The 20,624-nt window shown below is 60.6% G+C and carries 21 protein-coding genes and 3 pseudogenes; 7 read left to right on the top strand and 17 right to left on the bottom strand.

All coding sequences use genetic code 11. The features are described 5' to 3' along the window. The first annotated feature begins 55 nt into the window (after positions 1-55). Positions 56-1,448: pseudogene (locus tag OKW43_RS40385) on the top strand (nicotinate phosphoribosyltransferase). Positions 1,449-1,871: 423 nt separating this feature from the next. Here OKW43_RS40385 and OKW43_RS40380 read toward each other — a convergent pair. The 13 genes and pseudogenes from OKW43_RS40380 to OKW43_RS40320 form a co-directional block, all read right to left on the bottom strand. Then, positions 1,872-2,120: a hypothetical protein gene (locus tag OKW43_RS40380; protein WP_429454374.1), complete on the bottom strand. Its 249-nt coding sequence runs from the start codon at positions 2,118-2,120 to the stop codon at positions 1,872-1,874. 440 nt (positions 2,121-2,560) lie between these two features. After that, the gene (locus OKW43_RS40375; protein ID WP_429454372.1) at positions 2,561-2,710 is read right to left on the bottom strand and encodes a hypothetical protein; all 150 of its coding nucleotides are present in this window, start codon (positions 2,708-2,710) and stop codon (positions 2,561-2,563) included. Positions 2,711-2,919: 209 nt separating this feature from the next. Beyond that, complete coding sequence (locus OKW43_RS40370; RefSeq protein WP_429454766.1) at positions 2,920-3,435, bottom strand: hypothetical protein; 516 nt, start codon at positions 3,433-3,435, stop codon at positions 2,920-2,922. Between the two features lie 93 nt (positions 3,436-3,528). After that, positions 3,529-3,768: a hypothetical protein gene (locus tag OKW43_RS40365; protein ID WP_429454370.1), complete on the bottom strand. Its 240-nt coding sequence runs from the start codon at positions 3,766-3,768 to the stop codon at positions 3,529-3,531. Between the two features lie 261 nt (positions 3,769-4,029). Continuing rightward, the gene (locus OKW43_RS40360; protein ID WP_429454368.1) at positions 4,030-4,593 is read right to left on the bottom strand and encodes an Hsp20/alpha crystallin family protein; all 564 of its coding nucleotides are present in this window, start codon (positions 4,591-4,593) and stop codon (positions 4,030-4,032) included. A gap of 169 nt (positions 4,594-4,762) precedes the next feature. Further along, complete coding sequence (locus OKW43_RS40355) at positions 4,763-5,170, bottom strand: Hsp20/alpha crystallin family protein (protein WP_429454366.1); 408 nt, start codon at positions 5,168-5,170, stop codon at positions 4,763-4,765. 28 nt (positions 5,171-5,198) lie between these two features. Further along, positions 5,199-5,642, bottom strand: coding sequence for an Hsp20/alpha crystallin family protein (locus tag OKW43_RS40350; protein ID WP_429454364.1), 444 nt, complete (start codon positions 5,640-5,642; stop codon positions 5,199-5,201). Positions 5,643-6,051: 409 nt separating this feature from the next. Next, positions 6,052-6,375, bottom strand: a complete 324-nt coding sequence (gene fdxA / locus OKW43_RS40345) for a ferredoxin FdxA (protein ID WP_429454362.1) — start codon at positions 6,373-6,375, stop codon at positions 6,052-6,054. A gap of 112 nt (positions 6,376-6,487) precedes the next feature. Next, positions 6,488-6,865: a hypothetical protein gene (locus OKW43_RS40340; protein WP_429454360.1), complete on the bottom strand. Its 378-nt coding sequence runs from the start codon at positions 6,863-6,865 to the stop codon at positions 6,488-6,490. A 35-nt stretch (positions 6,866-6,900) separates the two neighbouring features. Next, positions 6,901-8,832 (bottom strand): molecular chaperone DnaK, encoded by a 1,932-nt coding sequence (gene dnaK, locus OKW43_RS40335; RefSeq protein ID WP_429454358.1) that lies wholly within the window; start codon positions 8,830-8,832, stop codon positions 6,901-6,903. Positions 8,833-8,910: 78 nt separating this feature from the next. Beyond that, positions 8,911-10,533: a chaperonin GroEL gene (groL, locus tag OKW43_RS40330; protein ID WP_429454356.1), complete on the bottom strand. Its 1,623-nt coding sequence runs from the start codon at positions 10,531-10,533 to the stop codon at positions 8,911-8,913. Between the two features lie 150 nt (positions 10,534-10,683). After that, positions 10,684-10,929: a hypothetical protein gene (locus tag OKW43_RS40325; RefSeq protein ID WP_429454354.1), complete on the bottom strand. Its 246-nt coding sequence runs from the start codon at positions 10,927-10,929 to the stop codon at positions 10,684-10,686. Positions 10,930-11,275: 346 nt separating this feature from the next. Beyond that, positions 11,276-11,476, bottom strand: a pseudogene (locus tag OKW43_RS40320) (hypothetical protein); the annotation flags it as partial. A gap of 632 nt (positions 11,477-12,108) precedes the next feature. Here OKW43_RS40320 and OKW43_RS40315 point away from each other — a divergent pair. The 6 genes from OKW43_RS40315 to OKW43_RS40290 all read left to right on the top strand — a co-directional run bounded on the left by OKW43_RS40315 (position 12,109) and on the right by OKW43_RS40290 (position 16,882). Beyond that, positions 12,109-12,312, top strand: coding sequence for a cold-shock protein (locus OKW43_RS40315; RefSeq protein ID WP_429454765.1), 204 nt, complete (start codon positions 12,109-12,111; stop codon positions 12,310-12,312). 117 nt (positions 12,313-12,429) lie between these two features. Continuing rightward, entirely contained in the window at positions 12,430-12,801 is a 372-nt protein-coding gene (locus tag OKW43_RS40310) for an RNA chaperone Hfq (protein WP_429454764.1), read from the top strand. 453 nt (positions 12,802-13,254) lie between these two features. After that, positions 13,255-13,527, top strand: a complete 273-nt coding sequence (locus OKW43_RS40305) for a hypothetical protein (RefSeq protein ID WP_187639312.1) — start codon at positions 13,255-13,257, stop codon at positions 13,525-13,527. Positions 13,528-14,592: 1,065 nt separating this feature from the next. Continuing rightward, a complete protein-coding gene (locus tag OKW43_RS40300; protein WP_429454352.1) occupies positions 14,593-15,213 on the top strand; it encodes a phosphatase PAP2 family protein in 621 nt (206 codons plus the stop codon). A gap of 777 nt (positions 15,214-15,990) precedes the next feature. Continuing rightward, positions 15,991-16,188 carry a hypothetical protein gene (locus OKW43_RS40295; RefSeq protein WP_429454350.1) on the top strand — a complete coding sequence of 66 codons (198 nt, stop codon included), beginning with the start codon at positions 15,991-15,993 and terminating at the stop codon, positions 16,186-16,188. A 331-nt stretch (positions 16,189-16,519) separates the two neighbouring features. Further along, positions 16,520-16,882, top strand: coding sequence for a BON domain-containing protein (locus OKW43_RS40290; protein ID WP_429454349.1), 363 nt, complete (start codon positions 16,520-16,522; stop codon positions 16,880-16,882). Positions 16,883-17,612: 730 nt separating this feature from the next. Here the strand turns inward: OKW43_RS40290 and OKW43_RS40285 are convergent. The 4 genes and pseudogenes from OKW43_RS40285 to OKW43_RS40270 all read right to left on the bottom strand — a co-directional run. Beyond that, a pseudogene (locus OKW43_RS40285) lies at positions 17,613-17,837 on the bottom strand (transposase domain-containing protein); the annotation flags it as partial. Between the two features lie 131 nt (positions 17,838-17,968). Then, on the bottom strand, positions 17,969-18,976 hold the full coding sequence (locus OKW43_RS40280; RefSeq protein WP_429445612.1) for a tyrosine-type recombinase/integrase: 1,008 nt from the start codon (positions 18,974-18,976) through the stop codon (positions 17,969-17,971). Continuing rightward, on the bottom strand, positions 18,969-19,934 hold the full coding sequence (locus OKW43_RS40275; RefSeq protein ID WP_429445610.1) for a tyrosine-type recombinase/integrase: 966 nt from the start codon (positions 19,932-19,934) through the stop codon (positions 18,969-18,971). The genes OKW43_RS40280 and OKW43_RS40275 overlap by 8 nt, the downstream gene beginning before the upstream one ends. Further along, positions 19,931-20,578 (bottom strand): tyrosine-type recombinase/integrase, encoded by a 648-nt coding sequence (locus tag OKW43_RS40270; protein WP_429445608.1) that lies wholly within the window; start codon positions 20,576-20,578, stop codon positions 19,931-19,933. The genes OKW43_RS40275 and OKW43_RS40270 overlap by 4 nt, the downstream gene beginning before the upstream one ends. Positions 20,579-20,624: the final 46 nt, after the last annotated feature.

The raw sequence follows: 20,624 nt of genomic DNA, 5'->3' as shown, positions 1-20,624 counted from the left end.
CAGAGGCCCTTCCGCCAGGCATCAGGAGGCGAAGAATGTCGATCAGCAATGCAATATGTCCGGGATGCCGTCCGCCGACGGCGCGCTTTTGATCGACCTGTATGAACTCACCATGCTGCAGGCGTATTTCGAGCGTGGGATGAACGAGCTTGGGTGTTCGAACTGTTCGTCCGGACGCTGCCGCCGCAGCGCAATTTCCTTGTCGCAGCGGGGCTGGAACAGGCCATCGGGTACCTGACCACGCTGCGTCTGCGCGACGACGATTGCGACTGGTTGCAACGAAGCGGACGATTCACGCCGGAATTCATCGCGTCGCTTTCGGACCTGCATTTTACCGGTGACGCGGCGGCCCTGCCAGAAGGGACGGTCTGCTTCCCGAACGAACCATTGCTTCAGCTTGTCGCGCCGCTTCGCGAGGCGCAGTTAGTGGAAAGCCGGCTACTGAATCTGCTTCATTATCAGACGCTCGTTGCCAGTAAAGCTGCCCGATGTGTGCTGGCTGCTGCGGGCAAACCCGTGATCGATTTCGGTCTGCGGCGGGCGCATGGGGCCGAGGCAGCGTTGCTGTCGGCGCGCGCCAGCTCTCTGGCAGGATTTGCCGGGACCGCGACGGTGTCAGCCAACGCCCAGTTTGGCATCCCGTTGTTCGGTACCATGGCGCATTCGTTCGTCCAGGCGCATGACGATGAACTGGAGGCGTTCGAGACATTCGCCCGTGTCCAGGCAAACAATACCCTCCTGATCGACACGTACGGTACCGTGCGGCGGCCAGCAAGGTTGTCGCGCTCGCCCACCGGCTGGCGCACGAGGGGATCGAAATTCGCGGCGTGCGGATCGACAGTGGCGACCTTGGCGAGCATGCGCGGCGCGTACGTTCCATTCTCGACGCGGGTGGTCTGCGGCAGACGCAGATCTTCGTGAGCGGCAACCCGGATGAATACCGGGTGGAAACACTGCAACAGCAAGGCGCGCCGATCGACGGTTACGGGATCGGTACGCACGTCGGAACGTCGGCTGACGCACCGTATCTGGACTGTGTCTACAAGCTGCAGGAATAATACGCCGGGCGGGCACGTCGCAAACGCTCGGAACACAAGGCCACCTGGCCGGGCCGAAAGCAGGTCTATCGATACACCGATGGGAATGGTCACATGCTCCACGATGTGCTCACCATCGCAACGGATCAACGGGACGGCATGGCCCTGCTCAAACCGGTCATTATCGCAGGGCAGCGCATCCAGCAACCCGTGTCGCTCGATCACACGAGGACTTATTGCAGGGCACAGATCGAAACACTGCCCGCGGCACTGCGCGCGTTGCCGCATACGACGCCATACGCCGTCATCGTCGCCGAGCCGCCGCGCGCCCTTACGTGTGAGGTGGACAGGTCAACGCCTAGGCAACAGGCGGGGCCAGTCGCGGTTCAATCACCTGTGGAAAGGGACTGACGAACCTATGCACTGCCACCCGTAGATGAAAGAAATTCAAAGCTTCGCGATCACCTGCCGCAGCATTCCCTCTCCCCACGTGCGGTTTCCGTTTCTCTGCACAAGGCGTACTTTACCTTCAGGCGGCAAAGTGGCCGCCGCGCAACGAATGCTGATCCAGGGTAGCTGAAACACAGCGTGGAGGATCATGCGATGCGAGTACCGTCACCAATGATCGCGCTTTACGGCACTGACGACATTGCTGCCGGCAGCGGTTGCAAACGCGTGAACAACAGCAGTACACCGGGCAGCGACACTGGCCCCGCCGCAGCGAGCAACGCGGCGATGGGCGGCGCCTCAGGTGCCAGTCAGTGAAGTGAGGTCGGACCTCTTCCCGACCATGCTAGTCTCCGGACGGGGGCCGGGCGCGGGTCGCCTGCGGGTTCAGTTCCGCCCTCGCAGGCTGTCGCCCGGCGCGAGTTGTCGCCCGGACTGCGCAGTAATGGCAGTCACCACGGCACCGTGCGGAACCAGAATCCGCACGTCACGGCACCGCAATTCGACCATTTCGCCCCCCACATCGACCTCGTCACATTCGATAATGCACCAGTCCTTCACGGTCTGATGCTCAAGGAACAGTTCCGGGACGATGTCGCGCCAGTGCGCACCGGACAGGATCACCAGCCACTTCATGACGACCTCCGTTCCACCATGGGTTTTGGGAAAATCTCGTCGCGCTTCTACCGTAACGTAACGAGGTGGCATGCGCTTCAGGGGAGCCGTTTGCTCTCTTTCGGCCAAGCGGGGCTACGGCGGGCGCATCCGCCATCCGCAGACGGTCCTGTGGTTTGCAATGGTAGTTACTGCGCGCTTCGATGATGACGAAAATGCCGGCGGCGACTGCTGTATCCATCGCACCAGCGACGGCCGGCACTACGCCTATTCTCCGCAAATACCCGGCCCCGTTAGTACAACGGCGCGGCACGGAGTAGCCCGTCATACCAGCGCCACGAGTGCCCTGAGCCTTGCCTGTATAAGTTGCAACCATCGGTAAATTTTCGCTACCGGATAACGCCGCGCTGGCATTTGACGTTCTGCAAAATGCATTACGGACGGTTCGCTGACAGGATGACTCATTTGCTGACCACGTCGACATACGGTGTCGTCGCGCCACAATAACCCGAACGTCGCGCAAATCCGGCGGCAACCTTGCTGCGTAAGCTGTCTGGGCCGATGTGACTGACCGGCGGACTTTGCAACGCGATGAACGCCTGTTCGGCCATCTCCTGGCGCTCCTGCAGAAATGCCAGGTAGAGCCTAACCGATCTCAAATGGGGGAAACACTGGCGGGAAGAGAATCGCGAAAAGGCTGGTCGCGGGTTGTCCAGGTGTCGCGCAACATTCACCGGCGCGGCTGCCTGGTGCAGGCGCCGGATGCCACATCGCGGCGCAAGGCCAAGCCAGGCGATGCGCCGCGACTGCTGCCGTCAGGCTATCCGGCGCCTGTCGTTTCTTCCTCCTTTCTTTCCAGGCGCAGATAGGTATCAGCCGCGACCAGGCCGAACACAATGTGATTGAGGAAACTTACCCAGCCCCGGGCGTCCGCAAACCACGGGAACCACTGCGTCATGCCATAAAAGTTGACCACGTAGAGGAGGACGCCGAATACGGCACCCACCAGCGAGGCCATGCCGACACTGGAATCCAGGCTGAATGGCGCCATGATCACCGCGAGAATGACCGTGAAGAGCATCGCCAGCACGAAGTGGGTCACCAGCGCGGCCAGCATGATGCCCGGCGCGAACGTCGCAGGTTGCATCAGCGCGTCGCGCCCCAGGACGATGGCCGCGATCATCCTCGGCGGTCCCCATACGCTCTGACCCATGAGCCGCATCGCAACAAGCTCGATTACCAGAAAAACGACGCCTGCCACGCAACCGCCGATAACAGCAGCGCGCAGGTCAGGCATGCGGCGGGTGAAGTGGTGCGAATGCATGCGAAGTTCCATCATGACCTCCTTGAAAGCGATAGATCGCCGCGCACGCGATCCCGGACATACTCGCAACGCCGCGAGATCGCTAGTGCCGGACGACACCTGGATTTAACCCTGACGGATGTAGTGGTCCGATACGACATTGCGTCGATGGATCCATGCAATCGCCAGTTCGATTGCCTGGTCCGACGCTTCCTGCATTTCGGCAAAATCGCCCTCGACGCCAAGCGTCCGGCTTTCGCCCTCCCGATCCGTGACAATGGCCGCGGCTGTATAGCGCCCCCGCTCCGACATCGTAACGAGCGGCCGGATCACGAAACCACGGTAGGTAATGTCTTCACTCTGCATAGTGCCTCCCGGTAGTCAGGGGAAACGCGGGCACAGCGCTGTGCGCGGCTGTCGGGTCGCGCGTCGTCATTCACGTGGTGCAAACCCCGCGCCCGATGCGCTGCTGGCGTCAGGCGATACGCATGACGGTCATCGCCCGATGATGCAAATGAGCCGACTTGACGCCCGTCCCGACGGCGTGTACCGATCGCAGCCCTACAAGCTGAGCTAACGGCCTGGTTCGCCCGATATCCATCCGCTACCGGCGCGACCTGCTCGCCACTAGCCGATATCGATCGTGCGGCTCGCGGATCGCGACGGCTCCGATTTTGGTACCGTCAACGTGAGCACGCCGTTGTCAAACTTCGCCAGGGCGTGATCGGGGTCGGCGTTTTCCGGCATCGGGATCGTGCGCACGAAGCTTCCATAGGCGCGTTCAAGCCGGTAGCAGCCGTCTTCCTCGCTGCGCACGTCCTGTTTTTTCTCACCGCGCAGCACGAGCGCCCCATCCTCGACGGTGACGTTCAGATCCTCCCGCTTCATTCCGGGCAGCTCGGCGGTTACACGCAGTGCCTGCCCATCATCGACCACGTCGATGCGCGGCTGGAAGCGCGATGAACTGAAGTCGCCAAACCATCGTTCCAGAGCCCCGCGTCCGGCGAACGGATCGTGAAAGAACTCTTCAACTGCACGCCACGGTTCGCGCGAGAAGAATCGTGGAATGTCAGGCCACGAGGCGCGCCACTGTTCGTTCGCTGGGGGGCTTTCCGGGCTGGCCGCGTCTGACTTGCGCCCCGCGCCGCGAAGGAACTTGAAGGGATTCCACTTCTTCAGGTCGGTGTTCATCGTATCCTCCTCTACGGTCTGGCAGGAGAGCTGGATATTGGTCATTTCACTGAAGCAGCGACTCGCCGCCCACCTGCACTCAACATGCCACATCCGGGCCGCGGCGGTCGCGAGGTGGCGGCCAGACGGCCGCCACCGGGCTTTCTCACTGTCGCTGTCGTCCGCACGGTTAGTTCGTGCGCACCTCGATGCGGCGCGGCCGTGCTTCGTCGCGGCGCGGTATCGTCAGCTTCAGCACGCCGTCCTTCAGGTTGGCGTCGATTTTCGAGGTGTCGAACTCAGCACCAAGAGAGAAAGCCCGCGCGAAGTGAGGCTGGCGGATCTCCGCATGCTGTACGCGAAGCCCCGCCGGCGTGGGCACCACCGCCTCCGCCTCAATGTAAAGGTTGCCGTCATGCACCTTCACATCGAGCCGGTCCTTTGTCACACCGGGCAGATCCGCCCACAGGGTGACGCCCTGGCTATCCTCGAAGATATCCACGGGCGGCGTTAGCGTGATCCGGCGTTGCGATTGCTCGTCTTCGCGCTGGGCCATTGCCGTTTCATCTTTCCGGGCCAGTTCTGTCGTGTCGTTCATGATGTCCTCCTCAGTTCCTTGACGCATTTCATTGAACGGTGATGGCCCGCGGCTTCGACGTCTCCCGCTTGCCGATGCTCACGGTCAGGCAGCCATTGGTGTACTGCGCCGTGACCTTGTCGGGGTCGGCATGCTGCGGCAGTTCAATGACGCGTCGGAAAGAGCCGGTGAACCGCTCCTGCGCGTAGGTACGCGTGTCGTCGCCAGCCGCTTCCGGCTGTGCGGTCCCGCGCTCGCCGCTGATGGTCAGCAGCCCTTTGTCGATGGATACGTCGAGGTTCGCCGGATCGATACCCGGCGCGAACGCGACGATCTCAATCGAGTCGTCAGTCGAACCGATGTTGACCTGCGGGAATGCGCCGAAGCGCCCGGAACGGATGCTGGAGGGGAAGCCGCCGAACAGGCTCGCCATCTGCCGTTGCAGACGGTCGAACTCGCTGAAAAGGTCGGTCCCGAAATAGAGATCACTCATGGTCGTTTCCTCCTTCAAATCAGCAGGAAGACGAACCGGCCTACGCGCTCCAGTCCGTCCGCCATGCTACCGGCAAACAAATCGAAACACGCAGCGCGCCAAACTTCCCGGCGCGACTGCCTGAGCGGAATTCAGGATACGCTCTGCGACGAAAATTTCAAGGGGCTGCGACGCAATTCCTATGCTGATTTTGCGAGGCCAATTCGCATGTTTGGCATGTGCCCAAGCTGCTTGAGCCCGAACAGCGTACCGCGCTCACTCGATCGACATCGGCCACGTATGCGCCACGGCGCCACGCGCTGCAGTCGCCATGATCGATTAGCTGCGCGCACCGGCACCCCTTGCGGTCGCGCAGCTATTTTTTTGATAACTTTCTCCCCGGTTATCGGTGGGGCGTCGACGAGCCAGTTCAACGCTCCAGCAGACTGAGCTTGTCCTTCACGTCCTTGAACTGATCAGCTTCCGCGAGCGGCGCCTTCGTCTTCGTGATGCTCGGCCAGTTGCGCGCGAGCTTTGCATTCAGTTTGATGAAACACTGCTGGTCGCCAGGAACATCCTCATCCGCGTAGATCGCGTGCACGGGGCACTGTGCCACGCAGACGGCGCAGTCGATGCATTCGTCGGGATCAATCACCAGAAAGTTCGGACCTTCCCGAAAACAATCCACTGGGCACACATCGACGCAATCGGTGTAGCGACAATTGATGCAGCTTCCGGTAACAACGTGAGTCATTCCCGCTCCCGCAGAATTCGTGGCTGCCGCTGCTACAGGCATGCCCAGGCGCCCCGACGCGCGCGATATTCTCCAACTGGTACCCGTTCGCGCATCGCGAGCGGACCAGGCCTTACCAGATCGGAAACACTACGTCCGGCTGCGGCGTAAATTGAATGCCTGATTCGGGGCAGATGACGCGGCCCCTGACGGCAACCCGCTGGTTCAGGTAAGGTAACAGGAGAGTGGGGGCCGGCGCGCGTCCGTTGCCAAGAAGGATGTCGGTTACCATCCTGTCGTTGCAGGGTGACGCCGAAGGGCGATCCAGCAGGATCGTCGTATAGTCGCCCGGCGCGTACCTGTCGCTGCCCCGCTGGATTGTCCCGGTGATCCAGATGTCGCGCTGCACGGGCAACGTCGGTAAAGGTGCGCTGGCTGACATGGTGTCCTCCGCGCACGAACAGGCGATTACCGCTGCCACCGCGAGTAGTACATACAACCGTTGTTTCATGACAACGACCTCTTACCCTGCTGCTCGCCCGGGCGTCACCGCTTTGTCTTCACTTCCTTGAATTCGGCATCGATAACGTCCTCGTCCTGCTCCCGGCCCGCGGATTCCTGCGGTCCGCTCGAGCCAGCCGTGCTGCCTCCCTGTGATTGCACATCTGCGTAGACCTTTTCCCCGAGTTGCTGCGAGGCCGTCGCCAGCGCATGTATCCTGGCGTCGATAGCGTCCTTGTCCGCCCCCTTGAGCGCGGCTTCGAGGTCGCGGATGGCGGCTTCGATCTGCGCCTTCTCGCCATCACCGAGCTTCTCGCCGTATTCGCCCAGTGCCTTGCGCGTGCTGTGTATCAGGGCGTCGCCCTGGTTGCGCGCCTCGGCCAGTTCACGCAGCCGGTGGTCCTCCGCAGCGTGCGCTTCGGCGTCCCTCACCATCTGTTCAATTTCCTTCTCGGACAGACCCGAGTTCGCCTTGATGGTGATCCGGTTTTCCTTGCCCGTTGCCTTGTCCCTCGCGGACACGTGCAGGATGCCGTTCGCATCGATATCAAATGTCACGTCAATCTGCGGCACGCCGCGAGGCGCTGGCGGGATACCCTCCAGGCTGAACTCGCCCAGCGGCTTGTTGCCGCCCGCCATCTCGCGCTCGCCCTGGTACACCTTGATGGTGACTGCCGGCTGGTTGTCATCGGCGGTCGAGAAAACCTCCGAGAACCTTGTCGGAATGGTGGTGTTCTTTTCGATCGTCTTCGTCATCACACCGCCAAGCGTTTCGATGCCGAGCGAGAGCGGCGTCACATCGAGCAGCAGTACGTCCTTGCGGTCGCCGGACAGCACCGCACCCTGGATCGCCGCCCCCACGGCGACCGCTTCATCCGGGTTGACATCCTTGCGCGGCTCCCGCCCGAAAAACGCCCTGACCTTCTGCTGCACCTTTGGCATGCGCGTCTGGCCGCCGACGAGGATCACGTCGTCGACCTTGTCCGCAGACAGGCCGGCATCCTTGAGCGCAGTGCGGCATGGTTCTATCGTGCGCTCGATCAGGTCCTCGACAAGCGACTCGAGCTTCGCGCGCGTGAGCTTCAGGCTGAAGTGCCTGGGACCCGAAGCGTCTGCCGTGATGTAGGGCAGGTTGATCTCGGTCTGCTGGCTCGACGAAAGCTCGATCTTGGCCTTTTCCGCGGCTTCCTTCAGGCGCTGCAGCGCGAGCACGTCCTTCGACAGGTCGACGCCCTGCTCCTTCCTGAACTCGCCGACCATGTAGTCGATGATGCGCTGGTCGAAGTCTTCGCCGCCCAGGAACGTGTCGCCGTTCGTCGAGAGGACCTCGAACTGTTTTTCGCCGTGGAGGTCGGCGATCTCAATCAGCGAAATATCGAAGGTGCCGCCACCGAGGTCGAATACGGCGATCTTGCGGTCACGGTTTTCCTGCCTGTCAAGACCGAACGCGAGGGCCGCCGCCGTGGGTTCGTTGATGATCCGCCTGACTTCCAGACCGGCGATGCGGCCGGCGTCCTTGGTAGCCTGGCGCTGGCTGTCGTTGAAGTATGCGGGTACCGTAACGACGGCTTCCGTGACGGGTTCACCAAGGTAGTCCTCGGCCGTCTTCTTCATCTTGCGGAGGACTTCGGCTGAAACCTGCGGCGGTGCGAGCTTGCTGCCGCGAGCTTCGACCCACGCATCCCCATTGTCGGCCTTGATGATCCCGTAAGGCATCAGACCGATGTCCTTCTGCACTTCCTTCTCGTCGAAGCGGCGGCCGATCAGGCGCTTCACCGCAAAGAGCGTGTTCTCAGGATTGGTGATGGCCTGGCGCCTGGCGGGTGCACCGACCAGTATTTCATTGTCAAGATACGCGACGACTGAGGGCGTCGTACGGGCGCCCTCCGAGTTTTCGATCACTTTGATCTGCCCGCCTTCCATCAGCCCCACGCATGAATTCGTGGTGCCGAGATCGATGCCGATGATCTTGCCCATGATGCCCCCTGCAGGTTCTTGCGGCCGGCGCGCGCGGCCCAGATATGGCGCCGCGCTCCGCACGCCTGGTCAACCCGTTCAATGCGCCATCTCCGACGGCAGCCCGGGGGATTGCGCTTCCTCCTTCGGCAACTCTGCGATCACCGCGTCGGTCGTGAGAATCAGGCCCGCGACGGAGGTCGCATTCTGCAGTGCCGTGCGCTCGACCTTGGTTGGATCGACCACCCCCATTTCCATCAGATCTCCAAACGTATTCGACGCAGCGTTCCAGCCAAAACTGCCTGGCTGTTCGAGTACCCTGTTCAGCACGACTGACGCCTCTTCGCCTGCATTGATTGCAATCTGGCGCAGCGGCTCCTCCAGTGCGCGCAGCACGATCCGGATGCCCGCATCCTGGTCTGGATTCGCACCGCGCAGGTCCCTGATCGCCGCACGGGCACGCAGCAACGCAATGCCACCCCCCGGCACGATCCCCTCATCGACTGCCGCGCGCGTCGCGTGCAGGGCATCCTCCACGCGCGCCTTCCTTTCCTTCATCTCGACCTCGGTGGCCGCGCCCACCTTGATCACCGCGACGCCGCCCGAGAGCCTGGCGATGCGTTCCTGGAGCTTCTCCCTGTCGTAGTCGCTCGTGGCTTCCTCAACCTGGCGCCGCAGGGCCTGGACGCGGGCGTCGACCGCCTTGCGATCGCCTGCGCCGTCGATGAGGGTGGTGGCCTCCTTCTCGACCTCCACCCGTCGGGCCCGGCCGAGATCTTCGAGCGCGACCTTCTCCAGCTGTTTGCCGGTCTCCCCGGAGATCAGCACCCCACCCGTCAAAGTGGCGATGTCCTCAAGCATGGCCTTGCGGCGGTCGCCGAAGCCGGGTGCCTTCACCGCAACCGTCTTCAGGATGCCGCGCAATGCGTTGACCACGAGCGTGGTCAGAGCTTCGCCTTCCACGTCCTCGGCGATGATGAGCAGGGGCTTGCCGGCCTTGGCAACGGCTTCGAGCACGGGCAGCAGGTCGCGAATGGTGCTGATTTTCCTGTCATACACGAGGATGTATGGCTCTTCGAGTACGGCCAGCTGCTTGTCCGGATCCGTCATGAAATAGGCCGAAAGCCAGCCGCGGTCGAACTGCATGCCCTCGACCACTTCCAGTTCGCTTTGCAGTGACCTGCCTTCCTCGATCGTGACTGCGCCGTCCTTGCCGACTTTTTCCATCGCCCCAGCGATGATCCTGCCGATTTCCTCGTCTGCATTGGCCGAAATCGTACCTACCTGCGCGATTTCCCTGCCCGTCGTCACTGCCCGCGAGAATTTCCGGAGTTCGTCGACGATGGCCGCCGTGGCCTGGTCGATACCTCGCTTGAGGTCCATCGGGTTCAGACCCGAGGCCACGTATTTCATGCCTTCCTGAACGATAGCCTGGGCGAGCACCGTAGCCGTCGTCGTACCGTCACCGGCGACGTCGGAAGTCTTCGCGGCGACCTGCCTGATCATCTGCGCGCCCATGTTTTCAAACCTGTCGCGCAGCTCGATGTCCTTCGCGACCGTTACGCCATCCTTTGTAATCGTCGGCGCGCCAAAGCTCTTCTCGAGCACGACGTTCCGCCCGCGCGGGCCGAGCGTGACCTTCACTGCGTCGGCCAGAACATTGACACCCTTGACGATGCGTTGCCGTCCAGAATCATGAAACTTCACGTCTTTGGCTGTCATGGCTTCCTCTCGGTAGATCAGAAACAAGGGATTGCGACGAATGTGCCGGTTCTCTGTCAGTACCCTTACTTCATGCGCGATCGCCTCTATCGCCGCGTCCGCGCGACACCGATGCGAATGCCACTGCGGCCGGGGCGCACCGTTGTCTCATCACTGGTTGCCGGGCGCCTGCGGTAGAGCACGATCGCTGGCATAGCGCCAGCCATGCCGAAACCGCAGGGCAAGGGCGTATGCGAGTGCTGGGGGAAACGTCTGCTGCATTGCCGCGACCCGGTCCGACAGTACGCGATGGACACGCTCCGCGAATGGCCGGAAGACGCCGAAAAGGGCGCGGATCTTGCGGTGGAGGCGCTCGAGCAGAGGGGACCAGGTCGAGTTTGAATGAAGGTCGCTCATGGCCATCTCCTTCAACGCAGCACGGAAGAGAACGGGTGTGCGCGCTCCAGTTCGCCTGCCATGCTGCGGGGCAAACAAATCGAAACACGCAGTGTGCGACCGGTTCACGAGCGGGCACACTGCCTGAGCTGCATATAACTTAGTTTTACTTATGGAAAATTTCAAGCTCCAGCTGATGCACTCGCAGACATCCGTTCCGCACCTATCTTTTCGGATGTGGTTGATTAATCCATGTCAAGCCGTCGCGTCCTCTTCTTCGCGAGCGCCTGTACCGACGGTCTCGTCGCCGTGTGAAGAACCGCCCGGCAGCCCGATGGCCCTTACTGGACCCGGCCCTCCGGTCGCGTCACTGGATGGGCGGGGCCGTGCCCAACTGCCCGGCGAGCATCCGCTCGTACATGCCGAAGTGCAGATCCACTTCCGTCTGCTCGACCGCCACGACAGTCATGTTGATCTGGTCCGGCAACAGGCCGAGCACGACCGCGATCGCGGCTTCAAGTTGCGGCGCACAAACCTTGTCCTCGGCCATTGTGGTTCCTTTCGCCACACACCTGCTCGAACAGAAGGTGGACATCCGCGTGATCCAGGTGCTGCTCGGTCACAAGAAGCGCATTAAAATTTTCTTTTGCAGGTCCTGTTGACTGGACCGAGGGACCTTCTTACGAGAACGGCGAAGCGCTCGTCCGCACCCGTTAAACATGCAACGACTGAGCACGTCATGGCGCCCCTTGGCGCATTGCCACGCAGCGGTTCGCGGCCAGAGGAACTTGCTGGCGTTCCTGAGGAGCTTGCAGGCCCAACCTATGTCCCGCAACGCGTGCCGCCGTGTGCCGCCACGCGTTGGACCTCGCGCGTCTCAGGACATAGTTCCGCGCGGGAGATATGGTTCGTGCCGTGCGCCCTGAAGTACTGGACGCAATCATTCAGGGCATTCCGGTGCGCCGTCTCGGAGAGGCGTCGGAAATTGCTTCAATTCTTTCCCGGCTCGCCGGCATTGAATCCGGCTTTGCAACCGGTGCTGACTTTTCGCCCAACGGTGGGCTTCACATGGGTTGGCGCCTGCCCACTGATAGCTCATACAGGACGGCTCGCGGCGCATTTAACCAGTCATGTCAAGCGCAGAAATCAATGGGCCACATAGCGGCCCATTTATCGACATCAAACGTTAAAGGATTGGAAATGGCAACCGGAACAGTAAAGTGGTTCAACGACGCCAAGGGCTTCGGCTTTATCGCGCAGGACGACGGCGCAGAAGACCGATTCGCCCACTTCTCTGAAGTTCAGGGCAGCGGCTTCAAATCACTGCAGGAGCATCAGAAAGTCAGCTTCGACGTGAAGCAGGGGCCTAAGGGGAAGCAGGCTGCCAACATCAAGCCGCTGTAGCGGGCCCCCGTGCTCAGCTCGTCGCCATGGGAAGAAGCAAGGCGGTAGGCGGCTGACGCTGGTGCGCGAAGCGGAAGATTCCAGAAGTCATCCGGTAATGAGGTAGTTTGCGCAGTAATCCATATCACTTCCGCTGGGGAACAGTATGTCAAATCAGACCTCTCTTCAGGACAAGTTCCTGCAGGCTCTCGCGGAGGACAAAACGCTGGCGAGTGTCTACATGGTCAACGGAATCAGGCTACGCGGCGGGTTGAATCGTTCGACAAGTTTGTCCTTATCCTCGCATCGCCGGCTGGTCGCCAGATCATATTCAAGCGGGCTATCTCGACGGTGCTGCCCAACGCGCCGGAACGAACGACACCTTTGTCCGCGCCGACTGAAATTTTGAGTCGGGGTGGAGGCCGGTCCGAAATAAATCTGTGGCTGGCAGGCGCCGAACGAGCCGCTTTCTCAGGCAGCACCCGGCGGCACAGGCGGAAGCGTGAGTAAAGGGCAAAGTCCGGCCAGTTCCTGCCGCTGTGACCGATTCACTTCAGCAGCGGCCATTCAAATACGCGGCAGTGGGATCCCTTTGTCGGGAAGTCTCCGGTAATTTGGGTCGGAGGAGCCAAAGTGCTGTTAGCCACAAGGTCGTCGACGATTGCGTGCGCACTCTGCGCGGCTGTCGGTGGGGTCGATATTGCTGGTGAACTGGCGGCCGACCGGTTCGCTCAGTGCGTCGGACGAGACCGGATGTCAGATGCGACGCCAACCTGAAGCCTGAAGTCGTTGCATTCATATGTTGGAAGCCTCACCAATTAACCAATACGGTGTATAACTCATTCATTGTCACCCAGTGAACCGTCCGACACAGGTAGTCATTTTCGGCAGTGGTTTGAGCCAGTCTGAATACGACGCTGTCGTGGCGGCTTCTAACGATGAGAGCAACGAGAAGAGGGCATCATGAATCACATTGTTCCGGCCGTGCTGACAGGTTCCGTTGCCTTAATGATCTCTGCGGCCGCATGGGCGCAGGGCAATCCAGCCAGCAGCGTACCGGCGACCACTGAACATCCCGACGCAATAGTGCGGATGCACCAGCAGGTCGCAGTCGCGAACCGCGCATACGATAAAAAGGTCGCCGCCGCCAAAAAAGTCTATGACCACAAGAAGGCTGAAGCCAAAAAGGAGCGTGACGCAGCTATCAAGGAGGCGCATGGTGCAGCGGGCTCATAGGAAGGGCGAACACGGCTTCCAGGTGGCGTGACCGGTATCAAGTGCTGACGTCCATCGCACTGGAGCGACCGGCCTACTGGCGTCGTCCCGCGGTAAATCAACGCCGGTGGCTCTGAGGAATTGTGAACGTGGCAACTGCCCGTCCAGGATTTGAGCGTCGCGGGCCGCGAGAGACCACGTCCTGTCGGTCGTGCGTCGCCGATCGGGGGCGCGCCATGTCATCGCGGGGAGGGCACAGACGATGCTTTGCGATCCCGTGTTTGCGAGTGCCCCTTGCCTTGCCCATCGTGGGCGAAGGATCCGCGTGATCGGTTGTGATCGGGCACAAACCGGCCATCAATCGTCATTCGCTGGCACTACCGCTCGGACATTGAGGGGGCGGGTCAGAGATCGGAAGCGGCCACTCGCCGTAAGATTCGAAAGTCCTGTTGCGTCCGGTGGCGAGCGAATGATTACTGGTACCGGCTCACGCGGGGAAAGGCTAGCCGCTACTGCACGCCTTACGGCTGAAACTGAGAGCAGCGCCCGCTGGCTGCGCCTGTCGATTTGGAGCGACGGCGCTGCACACAGATCGGGCAAGAAACCGGAACGGTGCTCCATTGCTGCATAGCGAAGTCGGCGTTGCATGGAGATGAGCGTTCACTACGGCGCAGAAATGCGGTGCTTTTCGGATTCGGGCTATGCCTTGGCCGAAAAAGGCAGTTTCTGCCGGGTAGAAAGAAGTTACGCGAAAAGCAAAAACTCGCGGTTATAGCTGTTTCGACCATCTCAGGAATATTCCTCTTCCTGATCTACGGTATCGAGAAGGCCAATGGAGAGAAACCCTCATCGACGCGGTTTCACCGGGCTGCAGATGGGTAGTTCATGGCCGGATTGGACCACTCTGGGGCCTCCCATCCCGGATGATTCGCAGTTGGTGCAACAGTGCAAATTATGCTTGCCGCATGTCCGCTGATCGGATTCGTCTGGTTATCGTCGTTCACGTTGCATCTTGAAGTAAATGCAACACGTTAGTTATGCGAACTGTTTGCTAGAATCCTGCGCGAGAGCGAAAAAATGAGATCGATGACTTCTGGAATCAGGGTGGCAGGGAGACGGTGCGGAGCCGCCGCGATCACGGCGTTCACTTTTTCGGGCGCACATGCCGGCGGGATCGACCACGAAGTCTCGCTGGATCAGAGCGGCATATGGAACCGCAACGTTCAGCTCGCACTAGAATACGCCGTGATAGCCACGGAGGTGGGTGGGTCTCTGTGGCTCGGGAATGACAACGAACTGGGCCATACATTCTGGCAAACGGCCGATGCCTCGGCGATATCGGCGGTCGCTGCACAAGGCATGAAGTACGCATTCGGTCGCCAGCGGCCCAACGCCGGCCAGGGACCTAACCAATGGTTCAGCGGCGGAAAGAGTTTTCCCAGTGGCGAAGTCACCCTTCAGGCGAGTTTCGTAACGCCGTTCATCGTCAACTATGGTCGCCGTGATCCGTGGGTTTGGGCCCTCGAAGTGTTGCCGCTCTATGATTCGATCGCACGCGTGAAAAGCCAGGCGCATTGGCAGACCGACGTCCTCGCCGGTTGGGCGCTGGGCACGGCGGTAGGATACTTGAGCACGACATGGCAGACACCCCTGTTCGTGCAGATTCTCCCGCACGGTTTAACGGTAGGCTTCGCGAAGCGGTTCTAGGGTGTGGTTGCGAAACGAACGTGAGTGGTATGCAGGCGGCGGCACGGCGACGTCCGGACCTCCTTTAAGCACGCTCCGTAAGGTCCACGCGAAGAGTTGCTCGCAACCACCCGTATCTCGCATCACGAACTGGTCATCGCGATAGGAATGGCCGTTTCACCTCCAAACCTGAAGATTCCACCGCGTTGCGTCGAAAGACTGAAAGGGGTCGCGAAGCGTCGATCGCCGTCAGGCAGAGATCGGCCTTCGGACAGCATGCCCGGCCCCGCGCGCGCCCAAGGGCGCGCTGATGCGCGGCTGCACGCCGTCGACCCACCCGGAGAAGAAAATGCTGACCCGCACGTAACCGACGCGCTGACCGTTCATGGCGAATTTCCGGCAAAGGGATTCTGTCTTGCGAATGGGCAGCTCATTGCCCGATATGGATAGCCCGTCCAGCTTTTCCTAATACTGGGCACAGCGTTCCGGTTGCCGCTTGCCATTGAGCTAACGGCGGAGGCTTCAGCTACACTAATGCTAGCCATGTCACATAAAGATATGTCGTCGCTCGTGAATTTCGCACTTGCGCCGATCGAGCATCGGCCGGCCATGGCGTGCGATTGATACCGCCGCCACAGCCGAAAAATTACTGATATGTGCATCTGCGCACAGACAAATTGCGCCTTCAAGTCCTGTGTGTGTGCTTCAATGCCGTGAGTAACGCGGCCGTCGGGCAAAATTCGGTTTCCAGATCATCGGCGATAGCGGTGCACTGCTTATCAACGGAGAGGATAGGTCATGACAAATGCCATTGCCCCGCAACGTCCGGCGGACATCGTTAGCCCGATCGCCGACAGCGCCATGCCCAACACGGTCACCCTGGCCGATGCGCGCCAGGCTGGCCGGGTCGGCCTACGGCGGGGACAACACCTGCGTCACCGCATTCAGATCCGATGCAGAGATGACATCACCAGGTTGATGCGCACGGCCTTCTGACGGCCTGACGGGTTGTCTGCGGCATGGCGGCGAGTTGCACCAGTGCCATGGTTTCGCATGGTCAGCGCGGAAGGCAGATGATCGGTACGATGATGGCTGCGCGTCCACGAAGCGACAAAGACGACGAATGATTTGGGTGAAGAGTGTGCAGACGGCATTTTCTCGGTGGCGTAGCCGATTCGCTCAATGCGGAGCGGCGACGCAGGGCAGCGCCGTTGCCGTCACCGCAACGCCTGCATCCCCGTCGCATCGAGCGGTAGCAGTATCCCATTGTGTCCCTTGGACGGCCCATCCGGGATCATCGTCAATCGTGAAAAAAAGGAGAGTGTGAATGAAAGCGATCCAGGCAATCAAACTGGCAGGTGGCGCACTGATCATCGCGGTTTCGGTCGGTGCATGGGCGCAGGCGAGCGACGCCATGGGCTCCATGTCCGCGCCTTCATCGGATCAAATGTCGGCGAAATCGATGACGTCAGCCGACCGCGCGTTGTCGAAGAAAGTGCGTGCGGCACTCGTCAAGGCGAAGGATGTTACGGCGTCCGGTATCGTGGTCCGCGCGAAATCGGGCGCTGTGACGCTGGAAGGCACCGTTCCCGAACAGGCGCAGGTTGACACGGCCACCGAAGTCGCCAAGGGCGTTGCGGGCGTGACTTCGGTGAAGAACGCGTTGTCGATCAAGGAAGAAGGTCGCTAAACTAAGTCCGGCCTGCAGCGAGGCCACCCCATTTTTGCCGCACCGATCTTTGACGTCGTAGGGTGGCTCGCTCAAATCTATCCGGCGTCGCTGTTGGGAAGGTTTTCCGCGGCACGAGGAGAGTCGCGCCTGCGATCCTGTAAATATCCTCGCCGCCTCAGTAGCCACTTCTTGTCAGGCTGATCGCAAGGCCGGCGTGCCGTTCACGCCATCACATTTCAGCGTCGCAAAACCAGGAGTCCGACTTCATGGTCATGGCTCACCCGGATCCGCCCATGATCTACGACTACTACGGCTTTCCTGGCTACACCTACCACATCTAGTACGCGCCGCAACTCGCTCAAAAAGTGCTCCGTCTGCTCGAAGCCGGGGAATTGCTGGACGACTCGACCGTTGCGTGGCTTTGACCACGGCATGTACGCGCCGATGGCCGTAGTCTATCCCGGGGCTGACGTTCCGACGTTGCAAGTCTCGTTCAAGCGCAGCCTGGACCCGCTGGCGCACTTCGCCGTCGGGCGTACGCTGGCACCTTTGGGAGGCCAGGGCGTGCTAATTGTCGGCAGCCGGCTGAGCTACCACAACCTGCGCGCGTTCGGCGTAAGCGGCTCGGCAGGGCCGGTCCCCGATTCGCGCGCGCGTGGGGCATGATGTGAGAGCGTGGGTAGGTCCGGCGTAGACCACGTGAAGATCGATCCATGATCGTGGCCACGATCTATCTGGATCTACCCGGTCAAACCGTGGACGTGAGCGGAGCGGCCAGCTTCAGTTTGTCGGCCACGTTCCAGGGAAGCAGTTCGTCGATGCGGTTGACCTTGTGGTCCGCAATATGAGTGAGCACGTATTCGAGGTAGGCACGTGGGTTGACTTCGTTGAGTTTGCACGTACCGATGAGACTGTACATCGCCGCCGCGCGCTCACCGCCGCTGTCGGAGCCAACGAACAAATAGTTTTTCCTGCAATGCAAATATGTGCATTGCAGGAATAATGCGCAGTCGAAACTTATGCGGAGCCTGCCGCTGCCGGACAGTGCGATGCGAGTCGCCGAGCCGGTCCCCGAGTACTTTCGGTCCGGCGAACTGCGCATAATTACAGCGACTCCAGGAACTGGAGAATGCGGTCTGGCGGTCGATATCGACGGTTCTTCACCTGCGGCGGTTGAATGCTGTTCAGTGCTCGCTCCTTCATTGTCAAATCCGCTTCCATATAGCCGTGTGTTGTCGACGGGCTTTCGTGTCCCAACCAGAGTGCGATGACCGATAGGTCAACGCCTGACTGAAGTAGATGCATGGCAGTCGCGTGACGTACCAGGTGGGGAGAAACGCGTCGTTTGGCGAGTTGCGGACATTCGCCCTTCGCTCGCGTTACGGCGATTCTCATCCGGTCAGCGACGTTCGAGCGAGTCATCGCGTTCCCCGAGCGGTTTGGAAAGAGCCTCTGGCTCGCCACATCCTGGATACGTGGCAACCATCGTTTGATCAGCGTTGCTGTAGAACGCCATAGAGGTACCGTGCGCTCCTTGCGGCCCTTGCCAAGAATATGGACACAGGGTGACGAACCCAGGATGACATCGCCGACGCGCAGAGCGAGGATCTCTGAGACCCGTGCTCCAGTGTTATACATGGTTGCCAGCAGTACCGTGTCGCGTTGACCGCACCAGGTGTCTGGATCAGGCGCTGTTAATAGTTGCTGGACCTCGTCGCGCGACAGATATCCAACCATCGGTTTATCACACCGCTTCATTGGTACGGCGAGCGCGCGCTGTACAACGGCCAATGCTGAGAGGTCGCGGTGTGCAGCGTATTTCAGGAACGAGCGTAACGCAGCGAGGCGAACATTGCGCGTACGCGTGCTGTTGTGCCGATTCACCTCGAGATGTCGCAGAAAGGCCAGCACCATTGGCGCGTCCATATCTGCCAGCGTCAGGTCAGATGGGCATCTACCAACGCGATCTGATGCAAACAGGAGAAACAGACGAAACGAATCACGATAGCTCGATATCGTCTCCGGGCTGACCGCGCGTTGTTCCATCAACCGTTCGACGAAGAAGTCCTGCAGGAGCGTGGCGAAGGACGGTGCCAGACAGACTTTACTCATGGTCCACTCCCTCGGCGAGGCGCGCAAATTTCTCACTCGCGATTTCCATGAGATCCGGAACGGCAGTCAGATACCAGTAGGTATCGCTCGGTTTCACATGCCCAAGATACGTTGACAGGGCCATCATACGGTTGTCGACATTCACGCCTTCTTGATGCCACTTCAGAATGCGCCGACACACAAACGTGTGACGAAGATCATGGATTCGAGGCAATGCATGGTCCCCTCGAGCAATCCACCCGAGTTGCTCGCGAAGACGACCAAACGCCCAGTGGACTGTTCTGGTGTGCAACTTCCTGCCATCAAGATTCACAAAGAACGAATGGCACGGCTCAGCGGCGATGACCAGCGCACGGCGGACAGCGTAACGCTTCATCGCCAAAGTTACGGTGGGATGCAACGGGATAAGGCGCGATTTGTGGAACTTCGTCTTGCGCACAATTAGCGTGCCGCCAGCAATGTTCACGTCGTCTCGGGACAGATTGATGGCTTCCGAGATACGCAAGCCGGTTGCCGCAATCAGACCAAACAACGTTTCGTAGGTGAGCGGTCTGATCGAGCCGGCGGGCAACATCGCCGCCGACGCGGTGAGGAGTTCATCGAGTTCCCGCTCCGTGTAGATGTGCGGCGCCAGACGACGATGAGCCCGGCCGCACAGGTCGCGTCGCGGAACAACCGTATCGGGATAGAACTGTTTGAGATACTTCGCGAAGGGGCGAATTACCTCAATCCGTCGCGCCCACGTAATGGCCCTTTCGCTCGGTGTCGAGTGTGCCCAGGCGAGCGCCAGACTTTCGGTGATCGGACCGCGATGCTCCGTCGTATCCGCGAAGCGGGCAAAGTTCATCAGCACTTGCCCCGATATCCCAAGATCGAAGCCGAGACTGCGTCGCTCTGCGAGACACGTTTCCACGAGCGATACCATTGTGGCTGACGTTTTTTTGACGGCGCGCTTCATGATGTGCTCCCGGGCCAGGGAAGCGCCACGCCCTCCAGGCTTCGCAGGTCGATCTTCGTGTAGATAGCGGTGGTGTCGATGCTTTGATGGCGCAGTATGTCGGCTACCTCCTTCAACGACGAGCCTGATTGAAGGAGACGTCGGGCGACGCTGTGCCTCAGAAGATGAGTTCCCGATCGATCGGTCCAGCCGCAACGAACATATGCAGCATGCACTGCCTGATGAACGCGGCCAGTACCCAACGGAACGTCAACAGGTGCGCAATGCCGCACAAAGACAGCCCGTGAAGTCGTTGTTGCCTTCCGGGCCAACCGGATGTAGTCAGCGATCGCACGACCTGTCGGTTCCGGCAGCGGAACTGCGTACGCCCGTCTCGACTTGGTGCGATGGATTTGTAGCGTGCCTTCGCGCCAGTTCAAATCGTCGAGCTGGATTTGCACGACCTCCGCGGCCCGCAGGCCGAGATCTGCCAGGCATCGAGCCATTGCGTAGTCGCGCAAGCTGGAAGCCGTATCACGACCGAAGGAATTCAGGAACTGCCCGACCTGTGTGTCCGAAAGCGTTTCGGGCAGTGCCGCTAGCCTCCATCCGGCTACGCCCGGGACCGCCGCGATCAGCTCTTGAACGCGATCGTCGTATTGCATGGTCCTGAATCGCAGATAGCTGCGCAGCGTCACCCCAGCAACATGG

It is taken from the genome of Paraburkholderia sp. WC7.3g, from assembly GCF_050436345.1.
In the GTDB taxonomy this organism is placed as follows: Bacteria; Pseudomonadota; Gammaproteobacteria; order Burkholderiales; family Burkholderiaceae; genus Paraburkholderia; species Paraburkholderia podalyriae.
Note: the sequence above shows the minus strand (reverse complement) of the source record. Positions and strands in the feature narration are given on the sequence as shown.

What these genes read in the sequence shown, in the direction of transcription:
- OKW43_RS40295 (WP_429454350.1), top strand. Translation starts at nt 15,991, where the DNA reads ATGACAAATGCCATTGCCCCGCAACGTCCGGCGGACATCGTTAGCCCG.
- OKW43_RS40290 (WP_429454349.1), top strand. Translation starts at nt 16,520, where the DNA reads ATGAAAGCGATCCAGGCAATCAAACTGGCAGGTGGCGCACTGATCATC.
- OKW43_RS40315 (WP_429454765.1), top strand. Translation starts at nt 12,109, where the DNA reads ATGGCAACCGGAACAGTAAAGTGGTTCAACGACGCCAAGGGCTTCGGC.
- OKW43_RS40380 (WP_429454374.1), bottom strand. Translation starts at nt 2,120, where the DNA reads ATGAAGTGGCTGGTGATCCTGTCCGGTGCGCACTGGCGCGACATCGTC.
- OKW43_RS40275 (WP_429445610.1), bottom strand. Translation starts at nt 19,934, where the DNA reads ATGAAGCGCGCCGTCAAAAAAACGTCAGCCACAATGGTATCGCTCGTG.
- OKW43_RS40270 (WP_429445608.1), bottom strand. Translation starts at nt 20,578, where the DNA reads ATGCAATACGACGATCGCGTTCAAGAGCTGATCGCGGCGGTCCCGGGC.
- dnaK (WP_429454358.1), bottom strand. Translation starts at nt 8,832, where the DNA reads ATGGGCAAGATCATCGGCATCGATCTCGGCACCACGAATTCATGCGTG.
- fdxA (WP_429454362.1), bottom strand. Translation starts at nt 6,375, where the DNA reads ATGACTCACGTTGTTACCGGAAGCTGCATCAATTGTCGCTACACCGAT.
- OKW43_RS40350 (WP_429454364.1), bottom strand. Translation starts at nt 5,642, where the DNA reads ATGAGTGATCTCTATTTCGGGACCGACCTTTTCAGCGAGTTCGACCGT.
- OKW43_RS40365 (WP_429454370.1), bottom strand. Translation starts at nt 3,768, where the DNA reads ATGCAGAGTGAAGACATTACCTACCGTGGTTTCGTGATCCGGCCGCTC.
- OKW43_RS40360 (WP_429454368.1), bottom strand. Translation starts at nt 4,593, where the DNA reads ATGAACACCGACCTGAAGAAGTGGAATCCCTTCAAGTTCCTTCGCGGC.
- OKW43_RS40355 (WP_429454366.1), bottom strand. Translation starts at nt 5,170, where the DNA reads ATGAACGACACGACAGAACTGGCCCGGAAAGATGAAACGGCAATGGCC.
- OKW43_RS40340 (WP_429454360.1), bottom strand. Translation starts at nt 6,865, where the DNA reads ATGAAACAACGGTTGTATGTACTACTCGCGGTGGCAGCGGTAATCGCC.
- OKW43_RS40280 (WP_429445612.1), bottom strand. Translation starts at nt 18,976, where the DNA reads ATGAGTAAAGTCTGTCTGGCACCGTCCTTCGCCACGCTCCTGCAGGAC.
- OKW43_RS40305 (WP_187639312.1), top strand. Translation starts at nt 13,255, where the DNA reads ATGAATCACATTGTTCCGGCCGTGCTGACAGGTTCCGTTGCCTTAATG.
- OKW43_RS40375 (WP_429454372.1), bottom strand. Translation starts at nt 2,710, where the DNA reads ATGGCCGAACAGGCGTTCATCGCGTTGCAAAGTCCGCCGGTCAGTCAC.
- OKW43_RS40325 (WP_429454354.1), bottom strand. Translation starts at nt 10,929, where the DNA reads ATGAGCGACCTTCATTCAAACTCGACCTGGTCCCCTCTGCTCGAGCGC.
- OKW43_RS40300 (WP_429454352.1), top strand. Translation starts at nt 14,593, where the DNA reads ATGACTTCTGGAATCAGGGTGGCAGGGAGACGGTGCGGAGCCGCCGCG.
- OKW43_RS40370 (WP_429454766.1), bottom strand. Translation starts at nt 3,435, where the DNA reads ATGGAACTTCGCATGCATTCGCACCACTTCACCCGCCGCATGCCTGAC.
- groL (WP_429454356.1), bottom strand. Translation starts at nt 10,533, where the DNA reads ATGACAGCCAAAGACGTGAAGTTTCATGATTCTGGACGGCAACGCATC.